Here is a 15070-nt window from a genome sequence, read left to right on the forward strand (position 1 = left end):
GGTCCGCGACGTCACCGTCCGACCAGGGCGGCGGCCTCCTCGGGGGAGAGGCCGCCGCCCTCGGCGTACGCCTCCTGGAAGGACGCCTCGGCCAGCCGGGACAGGACGCGTATGCGCACCTGCTCGTGGGTGTGGCGTTCCACCAGGGTGTTCACGTGGCCCTCCGGCAGCATGGCGTCGGCGGCGCCGAGGCAGCGGGCGGCGTCCCGCGCGCGGCTGCCGCCGTCCACGCCGGCGAGGGCCAGCGCGCCGACGGCGAGGTAGGAGGCCTGCATCTGGGGGGCGACGGCCCGGGAGATCGGGTCTTCGGCCCGGTCCAGCGCCTGGCGGATCCGGTCCAGGGCCTCCCCGGCGCGGCCCTCCAGGGCGGCCAGCCGCGCCTCCGCGCCGAGGATGAAGGCGTCGAAGACCACGAAGTGGGAGAGGGCGAACTCCTCCCGCAGGATGCGCAGTTGCTCGCCCGCCTCGGCCAGCCGGCCGGTGGCGCCGAGCCGGCCGACCAGGCCGAGCCGGGCGAACGGCCGGGCCTCGTTGACCGAGCCGGCCTCGTTGTCGATCACCTCGCGCAGCAGTGCCTCGCCGCGCTCCGGGTCGCCCCCCTCCATCAGCGCGCCGCCGAGCCGGGCGTGCAACACGTTGACCTGCGCGTGCGCGCCGAGACGCTGGGCGTGCTCGACGGCCGCCGAGTAGTCGTCGGCGGCCTGCCGGTAGCGGCCGGCGCGTTCGTGGGCCTCCCCTCGCGCGGAGAGCGCCTCGGCGAGGCCCCAGTCGTCGCCGAGGCGGCGGAAGATCTCCAGCGCCTCGTCGGCGTCGCGGGTGGCGTCGCCCACCCAGTCGGCACGGTTGGCCAGCAGGTTGGCGCGCAGCTGGAGCGCGTTGCCGAGGTCCCACTCGAAGCCGGGGGCGCTGCGGCAGGTGGCCACGGTGGCGTCGACGATCTGCCGGATCCGCTCCGCGTCACCGATCATGATCACGGCGAAGAACCACAGCATGCCGGTGCCCCGGCAGGTCTGCGGCAGGCCGGGCTCGTAGGTCTCGGCGATGACGCCGAGCTTGCGCCGGGCGGCCGGCGTCTGCCAGGCATCCATCTCGGTGTCCATACAGGCGAGATGGGCCAGGTGCAGGCCCCGCCGGGCCTCGGCGAGGACCTCGCCGGTCATCGGCGGCGGGTTCTCGGTGCACCGCTGCCACACCGGGGCGGCCGGGCGCACCGGCTCGGTGAACGGGTCCGGGACGAACGCCATGACCTCGCGGCACCAGTTGCGCGCCTCGACGCGCAGCTCGCGCATCTGCCAGTAGTAGACGAGCGAGAGGACCAGGCACAGGCACTCCTGCTCGTCGCGGGCCGCGACGGCGTGCCGCAGGGCGGTGCGCAGGTTCTCGTACTCCCGCTCGAACCGGTCGATGGCAGCGCGCTGTCCGGGGCCGCGCAGCAACGGGTCGGTGGTGCGGGCGAGTTCGCGGTAGTACGTCAGATGGGCGCGCTCGGCCGGGGTACGGCCACCGGTCTCGTCCAGGCGTTCGGCGGCGTACTCGGCGACGGTCTCCAGGAGCCGGTAGCGCATGCCGCCCTCGCCGTCGGGGGCGGCCACCACCAGGGACTTGTCGACCAGGGAGCCGAGGGCGTCGAAGGCGGCGGGCCCGCACACGGCCTCGGCGGCGGCGAGGTCGCAGCCGCCGGCGAAGACGGAGAGCCGGCTCAGCACCTCACGCTCGGGCTCGTCCAGCAGGTCCCAGGACCAGTCGACCACGGCGCGCAGGGTCTGCTGCCGGGGCAGGACGGTACGGCTGCCGGAGGTGAGCAGGCGGAAGCGGTCGTCCAGGCGGTCGGCGATCTGCCGCGGGGTGAGCATCCGCAGCCGGGCGGCGGCGAGCTCGATGGCCAGCGGGAGGCCGTCGAGGCGGCGGCAGATCTCGGCCGAGGCGGCCGCGGTGTCCTCGTCCGCGTCGATCCGGAAGCCGGGCCGTACGGCCGCGCCCCGGTCGGCGAACAGGCGCAGCGCCACCGGCTCGGGCAGCGGCTCGACGGGCCGCAGCAACTCCCCCGGTACGCCGAGGGGTTCGCGACTGGTGGCGAGGACGGTGAGCTGGGGGCAGCGGGCGAGGAGTTCCGCGGCGAGGTGAGCGGCGGCGTCCACGACGTGTTCGCAGTTGTCGAGCAGGAGCAGCATGCGGCGGCGGGCGCAGTGCTCCACGAGGCGGTCGACGGGGTCGTCGTGCCGGTCGGCGACGGCCACCCGGATCTCCTCGGCGCCGGCGCCGTAGAGCACGGTCTCACGGGCGCCGACGGCGGTCAGCACGGCCTCGGGCACAGCGTCCGGGTCGTCCACGGGGGCCAGCTCGGCGAGCCAGATCCCGTCCGGCTGCGCCGCGCGCACGGCCTCGGCGGCCTCCTGGGACAGCCGGGTCTTGCCGGCTCCGCCGGGCCCGAGCAGCGTGACCAGCCGGGCGGACCCGAGATCGGCCCGGATCGTCGCCAGATCGGCCTCGCGCCCGACGAAGGAGGTGAGGCGGGCGCGGAGGTTGCTGGGCGGCTCGGCGAAGCCGCTCCGAGGCGGAACGGCGTCGGCGGCGGGCCCGACAGCGCCGGAGCCCGTCGTGCCGGGCCACGGGGCGGCGCCCTGACCGGCGCCGGAACCCGAGTCCGGCAGACGGGTGTCGTCACGCGCGACGCGGGGGTCGCCCGAGGCGCGACGACCGACGGAAGCGTGGGCGTCGCCCCGGGACTCCGAGCCACCGCCCGACACGGGACGGCCGTCCGGCAGGGGATCTCGGCCCGGGGCAGGACGGCCGTCCGGGCGCCCGCCCCCGGCGCGATACCCAACCGAGGCGGCATGACCGCCCCCGTGGCAAGGACTGTGGCCCGGGACACCGAGACCCCCGGAGCCGGGACGACCACCCGGGACACCGGAACCGCCCGTGGCAGGACGCCCACCCGGAGCGGAACGCCCACCCGGGACACCGGCACCACCAAGAAGACGCGCACCCTCGCCCGAGACACCCGCACCGCCGTCCGAGGCACTCGTACCGGCACCCGAGAAGCCACCCCCACGCGAGGCGCCCGCACCCCCGCGCGGCGCGCCCGCGCCGCCCTGTGAGGTCTCCGGGGCGCCGGGGCCGCCGCCCGGCTGCCCCCTTCCCAGGAGTTCCGCATGCAGCGCGCGCAGCTCGCCGCCGGGGTCCGAGCCGAGGCGGTCGGCCAGGAGGCGGCGTACGTCCTCGTAGGCGGCCAGGGCCTGGGCGGTGCGGCCGGCGTCGCGCAGGGCGCGCAGGCGCAGCACCTGGAGCGGCTCGTCCAGGGGGTGGGTGTCACACAGGGCGATCAGCTCGGGCAGGGCCTCCTCTGCGCGGCCGAGGGCGAGGGCGGCGCTGAGGCGGGCGCGCCGCGCGTCCAGGTGGCGGGTCTCCCGGCGGGCCGCCTCGGCGGTGCGGTCGGGCAGGTCGGACAGGGCCGGGTCGCGCCACAGGGCGAGGGCGTCGTCGAGGACGGCGGCCGCCTTCTCGGCGTCGCCGTCGGCGAGGGCGGCGAGGCCCTCCCCGGTCAGCCGCTCGAATCGGTGCAGGTCGATGTCGTCGGCGGCGGCGGTGAGCCGGTAGCCGCCCTCGTCGGAGGCGACCGCGTCGGCGCCGAGCGCCCGGCGCAGCCGGCCGACCAGGGCCTGGAGCGCGCCGGTGGCGTCGGCGGGCGGCTCGGCGCCCCAGACCTCGTCCACCAGGACGCGCACCGGGACCGTACGGCCGGGGCGCAGGGCGAGCACGGTCAGCAGGGCGCGCAGACGCGCCCCGCCGACCGGGACGGCGGTGCCGTCGGGGCGGACTGCCTGGGTGGTGCCGAGAATGCGGTAGCGCACGGGGTCCATTGTCTCCGGTGGTCTCACAGGCGGTCACGGGGTTCGGCGGCGGGGCGCGCCGCCCGGCGGCCCCGCGGGGACCGACGGCCTCGCGAGGGCCGGCAGTTCCCCGGGCGCCGACGGCCGTACGGGGCCGGCGGCTCCGCGGCGACCGGCGGCCCCGCGGAGGCCGGGAGGCCGTCCCGGGGCGGTCGGCGCGGGTCGCGCAGGCCATACTCCCCTGGAGCCCCCCGCAGCGCGCGAGACGTTTTTCCCCGCGCCCGGTACGGTCGGGCTCGTTCGCACGGACGTCCACCAGCACAGGAGCCCTCTCGATGACCACCGCCACCAGCCGCCCGGGCGACCGGAGGATCAGTCCGGTCTTCGTGGGGATCCTGGCCGTCACCGCCGTCACGGGCTGGGCCACCTGGACCGGGTTCGCCGAGCAGCCCGGCGTCGCGGTGTTCCTGTTCGTGACGGCGGCCTGGGTGGTCTCGCTGTGCCTGCACGAGTACGCGCACGCCCGTACCGCGCTGCACGGCGGGGACATCACGGTCGGCGCGAAGGGCTATCTCACGCTGAACCCTCTGAAGTACACGCACGCCCTGCTGAGCATCGTCCTGCCGGTGGTGTTCGTGATCATGGGCGGGATCGGTCTGCCCGGCGGTGCGGTGTTCATCGAGCGGGGCCGGATCAGGGGCCGCTGGCGGCACAGTCTGATCTCCGCGGCCGGCCCGCTGACGAACGTGCTGTTCGCCGTCGTGTGCACCGCGCCGTTCTGGCTGGACGCGCTGGACGGGGTGCCCGCCGACTTCCGGTTCGCGCTGGCCTTCCTGGCGCTGCTCCAGGTCACTGCGGCGATCCTGAACTTCCTGCCGGTGCCGGGTCTGGACGGCTACGGGGTGATCGAGCCGTGGCTGTCGTACAACGTCAGGCGCCAGGTGGAGCCGTTCGCGCCGTTCGGGCTGCTGTTCGTCTTCGCGCTGCTGTGGGTGCCGTCGGTGAACAGCGCGTTCTTCGACGTGATCGACTCGATCCTGCGGTCGCTGGGGATCACGGACCTGGACACGTACTGCGGTCAGGGCCTCTACCGCTTCTGGGAGGGCGCGGACGACTTCTGCTCGGCCGTCCGGTGACCGGCCGCCCCGGTCATCCGGTGACCGGGCCGTCCTGCCGCGCCGCCCGGCCGCGGCGGACGTAGTACCAGGTCATGTTGGACGACAGGCCGGCCAGCAGCACCCACACGATGCCCAGCCAGCTGCCCTGCGTGAACGAGACGACGGCCGCGGCCGCGGTGAGGACGCAGACGATCAGGGAGTAGAGGGCGAGGCGGGGCATGGCGGTCGGCTCCTGTCGGGGGCACGGGGACACTGCTGGGTACGGCGCGGTGCTGTCCGGCGCCCCCTGTCCCGCCGGGAGCGCTCCGTCGACCAGTGTCCCCCATGCGGACCCCGCCCCCGTGCCGGGGCCGTGCGCACGCGCGCCCCACGGCCCGCGCACCGCACTGCCCGCACACGCCCGTGCCGCGCGGGCACGTGACCGCCACGGCTCACACGTCGGTGACGCGGAGCCCGGCGTGCGCCTTGTAACGGCGGTTGACGGAGATCAGGTTGGCGACCAGGGACTCGACCTGGTGGGCGTTGCGCAGCCGGCCGGCGAAGACGCCGCGCATGCCGGGGATGCGGCCGGCCAGCGCCTGCACGGTCTCCACGTCGGCGCGGTCCTCGCCGAGGACCATCACGTCGGTGTCGATCCGCTCGACCTCCGGGTCCTGGAGGAGCACGGCCGACAGATGGTGGAAGGCGGCGGTGACCCGCGAGTCGGGCAGCAGGGCGGCGGCCTGCTCGGCGGCGCTGCCCTCCTCGGGCTTGAGGGCGTAGGCGCCCTTCTTGTCGAAGCCGAGCGGGTTGACGCAGTCCACGACGATCTTGCCGGCCAGTTCGGCGCGCAGCGACTCCAGCGTCTTGCCGTGGCCCTCCCAGGGAACGGCGACGATCACGAGGTCGCTGCGGCGGGCGGTCTCGGCGTTGTCGGCGCCCTCGACGCCGTGGCCGATCTCCTCGGCCGCGGCCCGGGCGCGCTCGGCCGCCCGGGAACCGATGATCACCTTCTGGCCGGCCCGGGCGAGGCGGTAGGCGAGGCCCTTGCCCTGCGGGCCGGTCCCGCCGAGCACGCCGACGACGAGCCCGGAGACGTCGGGCAGGTCCCAGGGGTCCTTGGCGGGGGCCTTGTGTGCGCTGTCGCTAGTGGTCATGGGCCGACTCTACGTCCGCGTACGGCCGGCCACCGCTGCGGGTGGGCCGCCCGACGGGGCGGGGGCGGGGTCCCCAGGGCGGGCGAATCGCGGCCGAACTCCGCATCCGGCCGGCTGTTTCGGGGCACGATGCGGTCGTATGGACGCCGTACGGGTCGCGTTGTTGCGTGAAGTGCTCGCCGGGACCGAGTGGCTGGACGCCACCCGGCGGTTCGCGGGGGCGCTGCGGGGGTCGGTGGTCTCGCACGGGGGCGGGCTGCTGCTGGTGGGCACCCCGGAGTACGAGCCGTGGCACCTCGCGGCGCACCTGGTGGACGAGGCCGCCTGGTCGGGCACCCCGGAGCTGGCCCCGACCCTGGTACGGCACGACGCGCGGCCCTCGGACCCGGCGCATCTGGCGGTCGGACTCGGCCGGCTGGAGGCGGCCCGGCGGGGCGAGACGCTGCTCGTGGTGGCGCCCGGGGAGCCGGCGCCGCTGCTGGAGCGGGTGTGCGGGGCGCGGCGGGCCGGGGCGACGGTGCTGGCGCTGGGTACGGGCATGGGCGAGCTGGCGGCGCTGGCGCACGAGGCGCTGGCGGTGCCGGAGGGCGCGGAGCTGGATCTGGACACGGTGCAGCACCTGGTGAGCGCGGCGGCCGGGGAGAACCCGCTGCCGGGGCCGCGGCGGGGCGGACGGCTGCGGGACCGCCTGTCGCGGCTGGCGGAGTCCCTGACCGCGCCGCCGCCGTCGGGGTGGTAGAGGAGCGACCACGGTGCGCCCGGGCACCGCGCCTGGGGCGCTCCCGCCGGCACCCGGCGCTCCCGGGCCCGCGGTCCGCGACCGTCTCGCCGGAGGGCTCGCCCGCCGTCCGCGCCGTCGGGGTGCGGAAATGGATTTGCCCGAGGTGGCGTCTCCCGCCGAGCATGACGCTTCGTGACCGACGACGCTCCTGCGCTTTCCGCCGACGACGCCCCGCCCTCGGGGCTGCGGGCGCTGCTGCCCGATCTCGCCCCGTGGCGGGCCTCCCGTGACTTCCGCAGGCTGTGGGTGTCGGGGCTGATCTCGAACTTCGGCAGCTTCCTCACCTTCGTGGCGCTGCCGGTGCAGATCAAGGACGAGACCGGTTCGGCGGCGGCGGTGGGCGCGATCGGCGCCGTGGAGCTGGTGCCGCTGATCGTGTTCGGGCTGTACGGCGGGGCGCTGGCCGACGCGCTGGACAAGCGGCGGCTGATCGTGTGGACCGAGGTGGGGCTGGCCGTGCTCAGCGCTGGGCTGCTGGGCAACGCGCTGCTGCCCGAGCCGGCGGTGTGGCCGCTGTACGTGGTGGCCGCCCTGTCCTCGGCGCTGACCGCCGTGCAGCGGCCCGCGCTCGACGCGCTGTGGCCGCGGATCGTGGCCCACGACCACCTGCCGGCCGCGACCGCGCTGAACTCGCTGCGCTGGACGGTCGGCGGGGTGGCCGGTCCGGCGGTGGCGGGCGTGATCGTGGCGTACGCGGGCCTCGCGCCCGCCTACGCGGCCGATCTCGGCACCTTCGTGGTGTCGCTGGTGCTGGTGGTGCGGATCGCCGCCCAGCCGGCCGCGCGGGAGGCGGCGAAGCCGTCGCTGCGGGCGATCGCCGAGGGCGCCCGGTACGCGTGGGGCCGCAAGGAGCTGCTGGGGACGTACGCGGTGGACCTGGCGGCGATGTTCCTGGCGATGCCGCTGGCCGTGCTGCCGTTCCTCGCGGACGCGCTGGACGCCCGCTGGTCGCTGGGCCTGATGTACGCGGCGGTGCCGTTCGGGTCGCTGCTGGTGAGCGTGACCAGCGGCTGGACCTCCCGGGTGCACCGGCACGGGCGGATGGTGGTGCTGGCGGCGCTGCTGTGGGGCCTCGCGGTCGCCGCGGCCGGGGTGGTGGGGAACGTGTGGCTGGTGCTGCTGTTCCTGACCGTGGCGGGCGGCTGCGACATGGTCAGCGGGATCTTCCGCGGCGCGATGTGGAACCAGACCATCCCGGACGCCCTGCGCGGCCGGCTCGCCGGGATCGAGCTGTTGTCGTACTCGGTGGGCCCGCAGCTGGGCCAGGTCCGCTCGGGCGGCGTGGCCGCCTGGTGGGGCGTACGGGCGTCGGTGTGGTCGGGCGGGCTGCTGTGCGCGGGCGCGGTGGGGCTGCTCGCGGTGTGCCTGCCGGGCCTGATGGCGTACGACGCCCGGACGAACGAGCACGCCCGGCGGCTGCGCGCGGAACGCGCGGTCGCGGTGCGGGAGGCGGCGTGAGCGGCGCGGGGTGACGCGGCGGGGCCGCCCGGCGCGGCGGCCGGGCCCGGCGGCCCGGCCGCGGGGCGGTCAGCCCTCGTCGGGGCCGCTCGTGGGGGCGTCGTGCCAGCGGGCGTCGTTCTCCCACTCGAGGTTGCGCTCGCGGGCGATCTCCATCGCGTGCCGCGCCTCCTCAGGGGAGGCGTAGGGGCCGAACCGGTCCTTGGCGGGACACTCGGGTCCCTCCTCGACCTTCTTGTGCTCCAGGCAGTAGAACCACTCGCCCGGCTTGCCGACGGTCCGCTTCTTGAACAGGGCCATGACCAGCTCCTCTCGCCACCGACATGTTCCCCCATCGCCCGTGGATAGACTCGCGGGCATGTCTGGCCAGTCGCTGCTCGTTCCCGGGGAGATCTCCCCCACCCGTTCCGTACCCGGAAACATCCGCCGCCCCGAGTACGTCGGCAAGCCCGCGCCGAAGCCGTACACCGGACCGGAGGTGCAGACCCCGGAGACCGTCGAGGCGATGCGCGTCGCCGGGCGGATCGCCGCGCGGGCGATGGCGGAGGCGGCTGAGCACATCGCGCCGGGCGTGACCACGGACGAGCTGGACCGGGTCGCGCACGAGTACCTGTGCGACCACGGCGCCTATCCCTCCACGCTCGGCTACCGCGGCTTCCCGAAGTCGCTGTGCACCTCGGTCAACGAGGTGATCTGCCACGGCATCCCGGACTCGACGGTGCTGCGCGACGGCGACATCGTGAACCTGGACGTGACGGCGTACATCGGCGGGGTGCACGGCGACAACAACGCGACGTACCTGGTCGGCGACGTGGACGAGGAGAGCCGACTGCTGGTCGAGCGGACCCGCGAGTCGCTGAACCGCGCGATCAAGGCGGTCCGGCCGGGCCGGCAGATCAACATCATCGGCCGGGTCATCGAGTCGTACGCCAAGCGCTTCGGGTACGGCGTGGTGCGCGACTTCACCGGACACGGCATCAGCACGGCGTTCCACTCCGGGCTGATCGTGCCGCACTACGACAGCCCGCACGCCACCACGGTGATGCGGCCGGGCATGACCTTCACCATCGAGCCGATGCTGACCCTCGGCACCATCGAGTACGACATCTGGGACGACAACTGGACGGTCGTCACCAAGGACCGCAGGCGCACCGCGCAGTTCGAGCACACGCTCGTGGTCACGGAGACCGGTGCGGAGATCCTCACGCTGCCGTGAGGCCCTGGGCAGCGGATCGCGGCCGAGTGCGAGCGGGCGTTCACCCTGAACACCGAGGTGTTCAGGGCGGTCGGCGAGGAGTTCCCGCTCACCGCCGCGTGAGCGGTCCCGGCGTCCGGGCCGGGTGGGCGTCCGGGTGAAGCAGGCCGCCCGTGGGGGCGTCAGCGCTCCAGGACCACCCGGCCGCCGATCTCCACCCAGCCCTCCGGCTGGGGGGCCGTCAGGATCTGGGAGCCCGCGCCCTGCACGATGTTGAGCGCCCGGCCGAGCCGCGCGGTCAGCAGCAGCGCGGCCGCGCCGGTCGCCTCGTCCTCCTCGATGCCGTCGCCCCGGCCCGGGAAGGCCCTCGCCCGCACCCGGCCGGCCGCCTCGTCCTCCCACGCCCAGGCGTAGACCCACTCCCCGGGCGGCGGGACGGGCAGGTCGTCCACCTCGGCGGCGGTCGCGTACTGCCGCAGGGTGCGCGGCGGCGCCCACTCCGGGCGGGCCTCGATCCAGGTGAACTCGCCGTCCAGGCGGGTGCCGACGGCGCCGGCCGGGGTGACGAGCTCGGGCACGTCCAGCAGCCAGGCCGCGCCCACGCAGGGGTGCCCGGCGAAGGGCAGGCGAAGGGTCGGGGTGCGGATGTCGAGGACGCCGCGCTCCGGGTCGTCCACGAACACCGTTTCGCTGAAGCCGAGTTTGGCGGCGAGGGCCTGGCGCTCGTCCGGGTCCGGAATCGTCGAGCCGTCGCGGACGACACCGAGTTCGTTGCCGTAGCCGCCGTTCGCCGCGCAGAACACGCGCAGCACGTCGTAGTCGGTCACCAGGGCATTGAAGCACCGAAACGGCACGGAGGGCGGCGCGGGCGACCGGGCCGGCGCCGCCCTCCGCAGCGCCCCGGGCCTGCGCGCCCCCGAAGCGCTCCCTTTGGAGCTTCCGTGACCTTCTCTTTAAGGTTCCTTGGGCGGCTCGCGATCAACCCGTGGCCGGGCCCGTCCCGTGAGAGCTGAATCACGGCACGCACGGGTACCAAGCAGGCGCAGGTCCGTTAAGTTAGGCAAGCCTCACCAATACTGTCGGGATCTTCTCAGCCATCCGGGAGCACTTCCATGCGAGCCGTCAGACTCTCCCTCGTCACCGCCGTCGCCACCGCGGCGGCTCTGACCTCCATGACGGCCTGCACCTCCAAGAGCGATGCGGCGGACGGCGACGCGATCCAGGTGACCGCCGCCGACTCCACGTGCGACACCTCGGCCAAGACGGTCCCGGCCGGCCAGGTGACGCTGAAGATAGAGAACAAGGGCTCCAAGGCGACCGAGGTCGAGATCGTCTTCCCGGACGACCGCATCGTCTCCGAGAAGGAGAACATCGGCCCCGGCACCAAGTACACGCTGACCGCGGAGGTCAAGGCCGGCTCCTACGAGATCGCCTGCCGCCCGGGCATGAAGGGCCACGGCGTACGGCAGAAGCTCACGGTGACCGGCTCGAACGCCGCCGCCGAGCGCGACCCCGAGCTGGACCAGGCCGTCGCCCAGTACCGCCAGTACGCGCAGGACCAGGCCGACGGGACCGTGCCGCTGGCCCGGAAGTTCGCCGACGCCGTCAAGGCCGGCGACCTGGAGGCCGCCAAGAAGGCCTACGCCCCCTCCCGTATCGGCTGGGAGCGCACCGAGCCGGTCGCCGAGTCCTTCGGCGACATCGACCCGAAGACCGACACCCGCGCCGACGGCCTGGAGCAGGGCCAGAAGTGGACCGGCTGGCACCGCCTGGAGAAGGCGCTGTGGCAGGACAAGAAGATCGGCGCCGAGGAGAAGACCCTCGCCGACCAGCTCGTGTCCGACCTGAAGAACTGGCAGCAGCGGGTCGGCAAGGCGGAGATCACCCCCACCTCCATGGCCAACGGCGCCAAGGAGCTGCTGGACGAGGTCGCCACCGGCAAGGTCACCGGCGAGGAGGACCGCTACGCGCACACCGACCTCGTCGACTTCAAGGCCAACGTCGAGGGTGCGCAGAAGGCGTACGAGCTGCTCAAGCCGGTCGCCAAGAAGAACGACGCGGCGCTGACCGGTGAGCTGGACAAGCAGTTCGCCGCCCTGAACACGGTGCTGGACAAGTACCGCACGGACAAGGCGTCCTACGACTTCGTGTCCTACGACAAGGTCGGCAAGGACCAGCGCAAGGAGCTCTCGGACGCGGTGAACGCGCTCGCCGAGCCGCTGTCCAAGCTCGCCGCCGCCGTAGCGAAGTGAGCGGGGAGCCACAGATGAGCGAGACGGACACTCCGGAGCCGAGCACCGCCGGTCAGCGGGGCGCCGCCCCCTCCCGGCGCGCCCTGATCGGCTGGGGCGGTGCCGGGCTGGCGCTCGGCGCCGTCGCGGCCGGCGGCGCGGTCGCCCTGGCCAAGGACGACGACGGCGCGGACCACGCGGACACGTCCGGCGCGGTGGAGTTCCACGGCGCCCACCAGGCGGGCATCGCCACGCCCGTCCAGGACCGGCTGCACTTCGCCGCGTTCGACGTGAAGACCGCCGACCGCGCCGAGTTCGTGCAGCTGATGAAGGACTGGACGGCCGCGGCCCGGCGGATGACCGCGGGCCAGGCGGTCGGCGAGGGCGCCTACGGCGGGCTCGTCGAGGCGCCGCCCGACGACACCGGCGAGGCGCTCGGCCTGCCGGCCTCCCGGCTGACCCTCACCGTCGGCTTCGGGCCGTCGCTGTTCGACAAGTTCGGTCTGAAGGACCGGCGGCCGGCGGCTCTGGTGGATCTGCCGCCGTTCCCCGGCGACAACCTCGACCGGTCCCGCACCGGCGGCGACCTGTGCGTGCAGGCCTGCGCGGACGACCCGCAGGTGGCCGTGCACGCGATCCGCAACCTGGCCCGGATCGGCTTCGGCAAGGTCGCCATCCGCTGGTCGCAGCTCGGCTTCGGCAAGACCTCCTCCACCACCCCGGGCGCGCAGACCCCGCGCAACCTGTTCGGCTTCAAGGACGGCACCCGCAACATCGCGGGCACCGAGACCGGCCGGCTGGAGAAGTTCGTGTGGGTCGGCGACGGGGACGGCGGCGCGAAGGACGCCTGGATGCACGGGGGTTCCTACCTCGTCGCCCGGCGCATCCGGATGCAGATCGAGGTGTGGGACCGCACCTCGCTCCAGGAGCAGGAGGACGTCTTCGGCCGGGACAAGGGCGAGGGCGCGCCGGTGGGCAAGGCCAAGGAGCACGACGAGCCGTTCCTGAAGGCCATGAAGCCCGACGCGCACGTGCGCCTCGCGCACCCCGACTCCAACAACGGCATCACCATCCTGCGCCGCGGCTACTCCTTCACGGACGGCACGGACGGGCTGGGCCGGCTGGACGCGGGCCTGTTCTTCCTGGCCTACCAGCGCGACCCGCGCAAGGGGTTCATCCCGCTGCAACGCCGGCTGTCGGCGCAGGACGCGCTCAACGACTACATCCAGCACGTGGGTTCGGCGGTCTTCGCGATCCCGCCCGGTGTCCGCGACGCGCACGACTGGTGGGGCCGCGCCCTGCTGTCCGAGGAGGCGTGAGTCTGTGTTCTCCAACTATCTGATCGGTCTGCGCGAGGGGCTGGAGGCCAGCCTCGTCGTGTGCATCCTGATCGCTTACCTGGTCAAGACCGGCCGCAGGGACGCCCTGAAGCCGATCTGGACGGGCATCGCCATCGCCGTCCTGCTGGCCATGGGCTTCGGCTGCGTGCTGGAGTTCGGCTCGCAGGAGATGACGTTCCAGGCGCAGGAGGCGCTCGGCGGCTCCCTGTCCATCGTGGCGGTGGGCCTGGTGACGTGGATGGTCTTCTGGATGCGGCGCACCGCCCGCCATCTGAAGGCCGAGCTGCACGGCAGGCTGGACCAGGCGCTGGCGATGGGCACCGGCGCGCTGGTGGCGACCGCGTTCCTGGCCGTGGGCCGGGAGGGCCTGGAGACCGCGCTGTTCGTGTGGGCCTCGGTGCACGCCGCCTCCGACGGCACCCCGCGCCCGCTGGTCGGCGTAGCCCTCGGCCTGGCCACCGCGGTCCTGCTGGGCTGGCTGTTCTACCGGGGCGCGCTGCGCATCAACCTCGCCAAGTTCTTCACCTGGACCGGCGCGATGCTGGTGGTGGTCGCCGCCGGCGTGCTGGCGTACGGCGTGCACGACCTCCAGGAGGCCGACCTGGTCCCGGGCCTGACGAACCTCGCCTTCGACATCAGCGGCACCATCGAGCCGGACAGCTGGTACGGCACGCTGCTGAAGGGCGTGTTCAACTTCCAGCCCGACCCGACCGTCCTCCAGGTCACGGTGTGGCTGCTGTACCTGGTCCCGGCGCTCGCACTGTTCTTCGCCCCGGTAGGGTTCGCCTCCGGGAAGGGGAAGGTGACGGTAGCTGATGAGCAGGGTCCGCGGCCCTCGAAGGCTTCGCAGGCTTGAGCGGAAGGTGCTGGCGGCGGCCTCCGTGGCCGCGCTGTCGCTGACGGCGAGCGGCTGTGTGGTGGTGCACGGCGAGCGGGAGGTGCTTCCGGCCACCACGCGCGGCGAGGCGGCGGAGGCGCTCGCCGAGTTCACCGACGCGTACAACAAGGCCGACAAGGCGTACGACAGTTCGCTGGACGCGGCGTACGTCACCGGGGCGCTCGGCGCGATCGACGCGGCGCGGCTGAAGGCCGGGCACGTCAACAGCCCGGGCGGCAACGCCGCGCACACTCCGCTGACGCTGTCCGACGCGAAGTTCACGATCCCGAAGAAGGCGGGCTGGCCCCGCTGGTTCCTCGCCGACGCCGAGGGCGACAAGGGCGGCAGCGCGCGCTGGCTCCTGGTGTTCACCCGGGACGGGTTGGACGCGAAGTGGCGGGCCGCGTATCTGACGCTGGTGGCGCCCGGCGCGGTGCCGAAGTTCCGTACGGACGCGGACGGCTGGGCCGAGGCGGTGCCCGTCGGCGCGGCCGGGCAGGTCGCCCCGCCCGCCGACCTCAGCAAGGACTACGCGGCGTACCTGAAGAACGGCGGCGGCTCCTTCGCCGACGGCGCGTACACCAGTGACTTGCGCGCGCAGCGCGCCAGGACGGCCGTACGGCCCGGTCTGGCCACGCAGTACATCGACGAGCCGCTGACGAACGGCGGCTACGCGCCGCTGGCGCTGCGCACCGCCGACGGGGGCGCGCTGGTGTTCTTCGCCACGCACCACTACCAGAAGCAGACCGCCGCCGCGGGCACCTCTGTGCCGGCGGCGAACCAGAGCGTGCGGGCGCTGACCGAGGGCGAGATCAAGCAGTCGCTGACGATGGAGTTCGTCGCCAACCAGGTCGCCCTCGACCCCGCGGGCGGCGCCGGCGGCAAGATCACCCTGCTGGGCCGTTTGCAGGGGCTCACGGGAGCGCAGGGAGGCTGAGGGGGGCCGCGGCGCGGGGTCGACTCCGCCGCGTGGGGCCGGGTGCGCGGGCGGGCGAGGTTCGCGCCGGGCGCGTGAGGCGGCTGAGGTCCACTGCGCGGGGCCGGGCGCGCGGGGTGACGGGGATTCCCGCCAGGCGGGCGAGACCCGCGCCAGGCGGCGGGAGG

The 15070-nt window shown here is 74.3% G+C and carries 13 protein-coding genes and 1 pseudogene; 9 read left to right on the forward strand and 5 right to left on the reverse strand.

The features are described from left to right. Positions 1-11: 11 nt before the first annotated feature. On the reverse strand, positions 12-3860 hold the full coding sequence (locus AB0N63_RS06310; RefSeq protein ID WP_365524889.1) for a BTAD domain-containing putative transcriptional regulator: 3849 nt from the start codon (positions 3858-3860) through the stop codon (positions 12-14). Between the two features lie 305 nt (positions 3861-4165). Between AB0N63_RS06310 and AB0N63_RS06315 the strand changes: the two genes are divergently transcribed. Continuing rightward, complete coding sequence (locus tag AB0N63_RS06315) at positions 4166-4966, forward strand: site-2 protease family protein (protein WP_365524891.1); 801 nt, start codon at positions 4166-4168, stop codon at positions 4964-4966. Between the two features lie 13 nt (positions 4967-4979). Here AB0N63_RS06315 and AB0N63_RS06320 read toward each other — a convergent pair whose 3' ends face one another. Both AB0N63_RS06320 and npdG read right to left on the reverse strand, forming a co-directional pair. Continuing rightward, the gene (locus AB0N63_RS06320; RefSeq protein ID WP_365524894.1) at positions 4980-5168 is read right to left on the reverse strand and encodes a hypothetical protein; all 189 of its coding nucleotides are present in this window, start codon (positions 5166-5168) and stop codon (positions 4980-4982) included. 211 nt (positions 5169-5379) lie between these two features. After that, complete coding sequence (npdG, locus tag AB0N63_RS06325; protein WP_365524895.1) at positions 5380-6084, reverse strand: NADPH-dependent F420 reductase; 705 nt, start codon at positions 6082-6084, stop codon at positions 5380-5382. A 139-nt stretch (positions 6085-6223) separates the two neighbouring features. Between npdG and AB0N63_RS06330 the strand changes: the two genes are divergently transcribed. After that, positions 6224-6823, forward strand: a complete 600-nt coding sequence (locus tag AB0N63_RS06330) for a hypothetical protein (RefSeq protein WP_365524898.1) — start codon at positions 6224-6226, stop codon at positions 6821-6823. Between the two features lie 174 nt (positions 6824-6997). Beyond that, entirely contained in the window at positions 6998-8323 is a 1326-nt protein-coding gene (locus AB0N63_RS06335) for an MFS transporter (protein WP_365524901.1), read from the forward strand. A 69-nt stretch (positions 8324-8392) separates the two neighbouring features. On the opposite strand, the gene AB0N63_RS06340 is transcribed toward AB0N63_RS06335, so the two are convergent. Then, a complete protein-coding gene (locus AB0N63_RS06340; protein WP_365524904.1) occupies positions 8393-8623 on the reverse strand; it encodes a hypothetical protein in 231 nt (76 codons plus the stop codon). Between the two features lie 58 nt (positions 8624-8681). On the opposite strand from AB0N63_RS06340, the gene map reads away from it, so the two are divergent. Further along, positions 8682-9539 carry a type I methionyl aminopeptidase gene (map, locus tag AB0N63_RS06345; protein ID WP_365524906.1) on the forward strand — a complete coding sequence of 286 codons (858 nt, stop codon included), beginning with the start codon at positions 8682-8684 and terminating at the stop codon, positions 9537-9539. Positions 9540-9548: 9 nt separating this feature from the next. Beyond that, a pseudogene (locus tag AB0N63_RS06350) lies at positions 9549-9641 on the forward strand (biliverdin-producing heme oxygenase); the annotation flags it as partial. A 59-nt stretch (positions 9642-9700) separates the two neighbouring features. On the opposite strand, the gene AB0N63_RS06355 reads toward AB0N63_RS06350, so the two are convergent. Further along, positions 9701-10345 (reverse strand): PhzF family phenazine biosynthesis protein, encoded by a 645-nt coding sequence (locus AB0N63_RS06355; RefSeq protein WP_365524909.1) that lies wholly within the window; start codon positions 10343-10345, stop codon positions 9701-9703. A gap of 285 nt (positions 10346-10630) precedes the next feature. On the opposite strand from AB0N63_RS06355, the gene efeO reads away from it, so the two are divergent. Genes efeO through AB0N63_RS06375 form a run of 4 tightly spaced genes read left to right on the forward strand, consistent with a single transcriptional unit; the run spans position 10631 to position 14903 of the window. After that, the gene (efeO, locus tag AB0N63_RS06360) at positions 10631-11770 is read left to right on the forward strand and encodes an iron uptake system protein EfeO (protein ID WP_365524912.1); all 1140 of its coding nucleotides are present in this window, start codon (positions 10631-10633) and stop codon (positions 11768-11770) included. 14 nt (positions 11771-11784) lie between these two features. Then, positions 11785-13068, forward strand: coding sequence for an iron uptake transporter deferrochelatase/peroxidase subunit (gene efeB, locus AB0N63_RS06365; RefSeq protein ID WP_365524915.1), 1284 nt, complete (start codon positions 11785-11787; stop codon positions 13066-13068). Positions 13069-13072: 4 nt separating this feature from the next. Continuing rightward, positions 13073-13945, forward strand: coding sequence for an iron uptake transporter permease EfeU (efeU, locus tag AB0N63_RS06370; RefSeq protein ID WP_365524918.1), 873 nt, complete (start codon positions 13073-13075; stop codon positions 13943-13945). Continuing rightward, the gene (locus AB0N63_RS06375; RefSeq protein WP_365524920.1) at positions 13905-14903 is read left to right on the forward strand and encodes a hypothetical protein; all 999 of its coding nucleotides are present in this window, start codon (positions 13905-13907) and stop codon (positions 14901-14903) included. The genes efeU and AB0N63_RS06375 overlap by 41 nt, the downstream gene beginning before the upstream one ends. Positions 14904-15070: the final 167 nt, after the last annotated feature.

It is taken from the genome of Streptomyces sp. NPDC093260 (assembly GCF_040683715.1).
In the GTDB taxonomy this organism is placed as follows: Bacteria; Actinomycetota; Actinomycetes; order Streptomycetales; family Streptomycetaceae; genus Streptomyces; species Streptomyces sennicomposti.

What these genes read in the sequence shown, in the direction of transcription:
- map (WP_365524906.1), top strand. Translation starts at nt 8,682, where the DNA reads ATGTCTGGCCAGTCGCTGCTCGTTCCCGGGGAGATCTCCCCCACCCGT.
- AB0N63_RS06330 (WP_365524898.1), top strand. Translation starts at nt 6,224, where the DNA reads ATGGACGCCGTACGGGTCGCGTTGTTGCGTGAAGTGCTCGCCGGGACC.
- AB0N63_RS06320 (WP_365524894.1), bottom strand. Translation starts at nt 5,168, where the DNA reads ATGCCCCGCCTCGCCCTCTACTCCCTGATCGTCTGCGTCCTCACCGCG.
- npdG (WP_365524895.1), bottom strand. Translation starts at nt 6,084, where the DNA reads ATGACCACTAGCGACAGCGCACACAAGGCCCCCGCCAAGGACCCCTGG.
- AB0N63_RS06310 (WP_365524889.1), bottom strand. Translation starts at nt 3,860, where the DNA reads ATGGACCCCGTGCGCTACCGCATTCTCGGCACCACCCAGGCAGTCCGC.
- efeB (WP_365524915.1), top strand. Translation starts at nt 11,785, where the DNA reads ATGAGCGAGACGGACACTCCGGAGCCGAGCACCGCCGGTCAGCGGGGC.
- AB0N63_RS06340 (WP_365524904.1), bottom strand. Translation starts at nt 8,623, where the DNA reads ATGGCCCTGTTCAAGAAGCGGACCGTCGGCAAGCCGGGCGAGTGGTTC.
- AB0N63_RS06315 (WP_365524891.1), top strand. Translation starts at nt 4,166, where the DNA reads ATGACCACCGCCACCAGCCGCCCGGGCGACCGGAGGATCAGTCCGGTC.
- efeO (WP_365524912.1), top strand. Translation starts at nt 10,631, where the DNA reads ATGCGAGCCGTCAGACTCTCCCTCGTCACCGCCGTCGCCACCGCGGCG.
- AB0N63_RS06375 (WP_365524920.1), top strand. Translation starts at nt 13,905, where the DNA reads ATGAGCAGGGTCCGCGGCCCTCGAAGGCTTCGCAGGCTTGAGCGGAAG.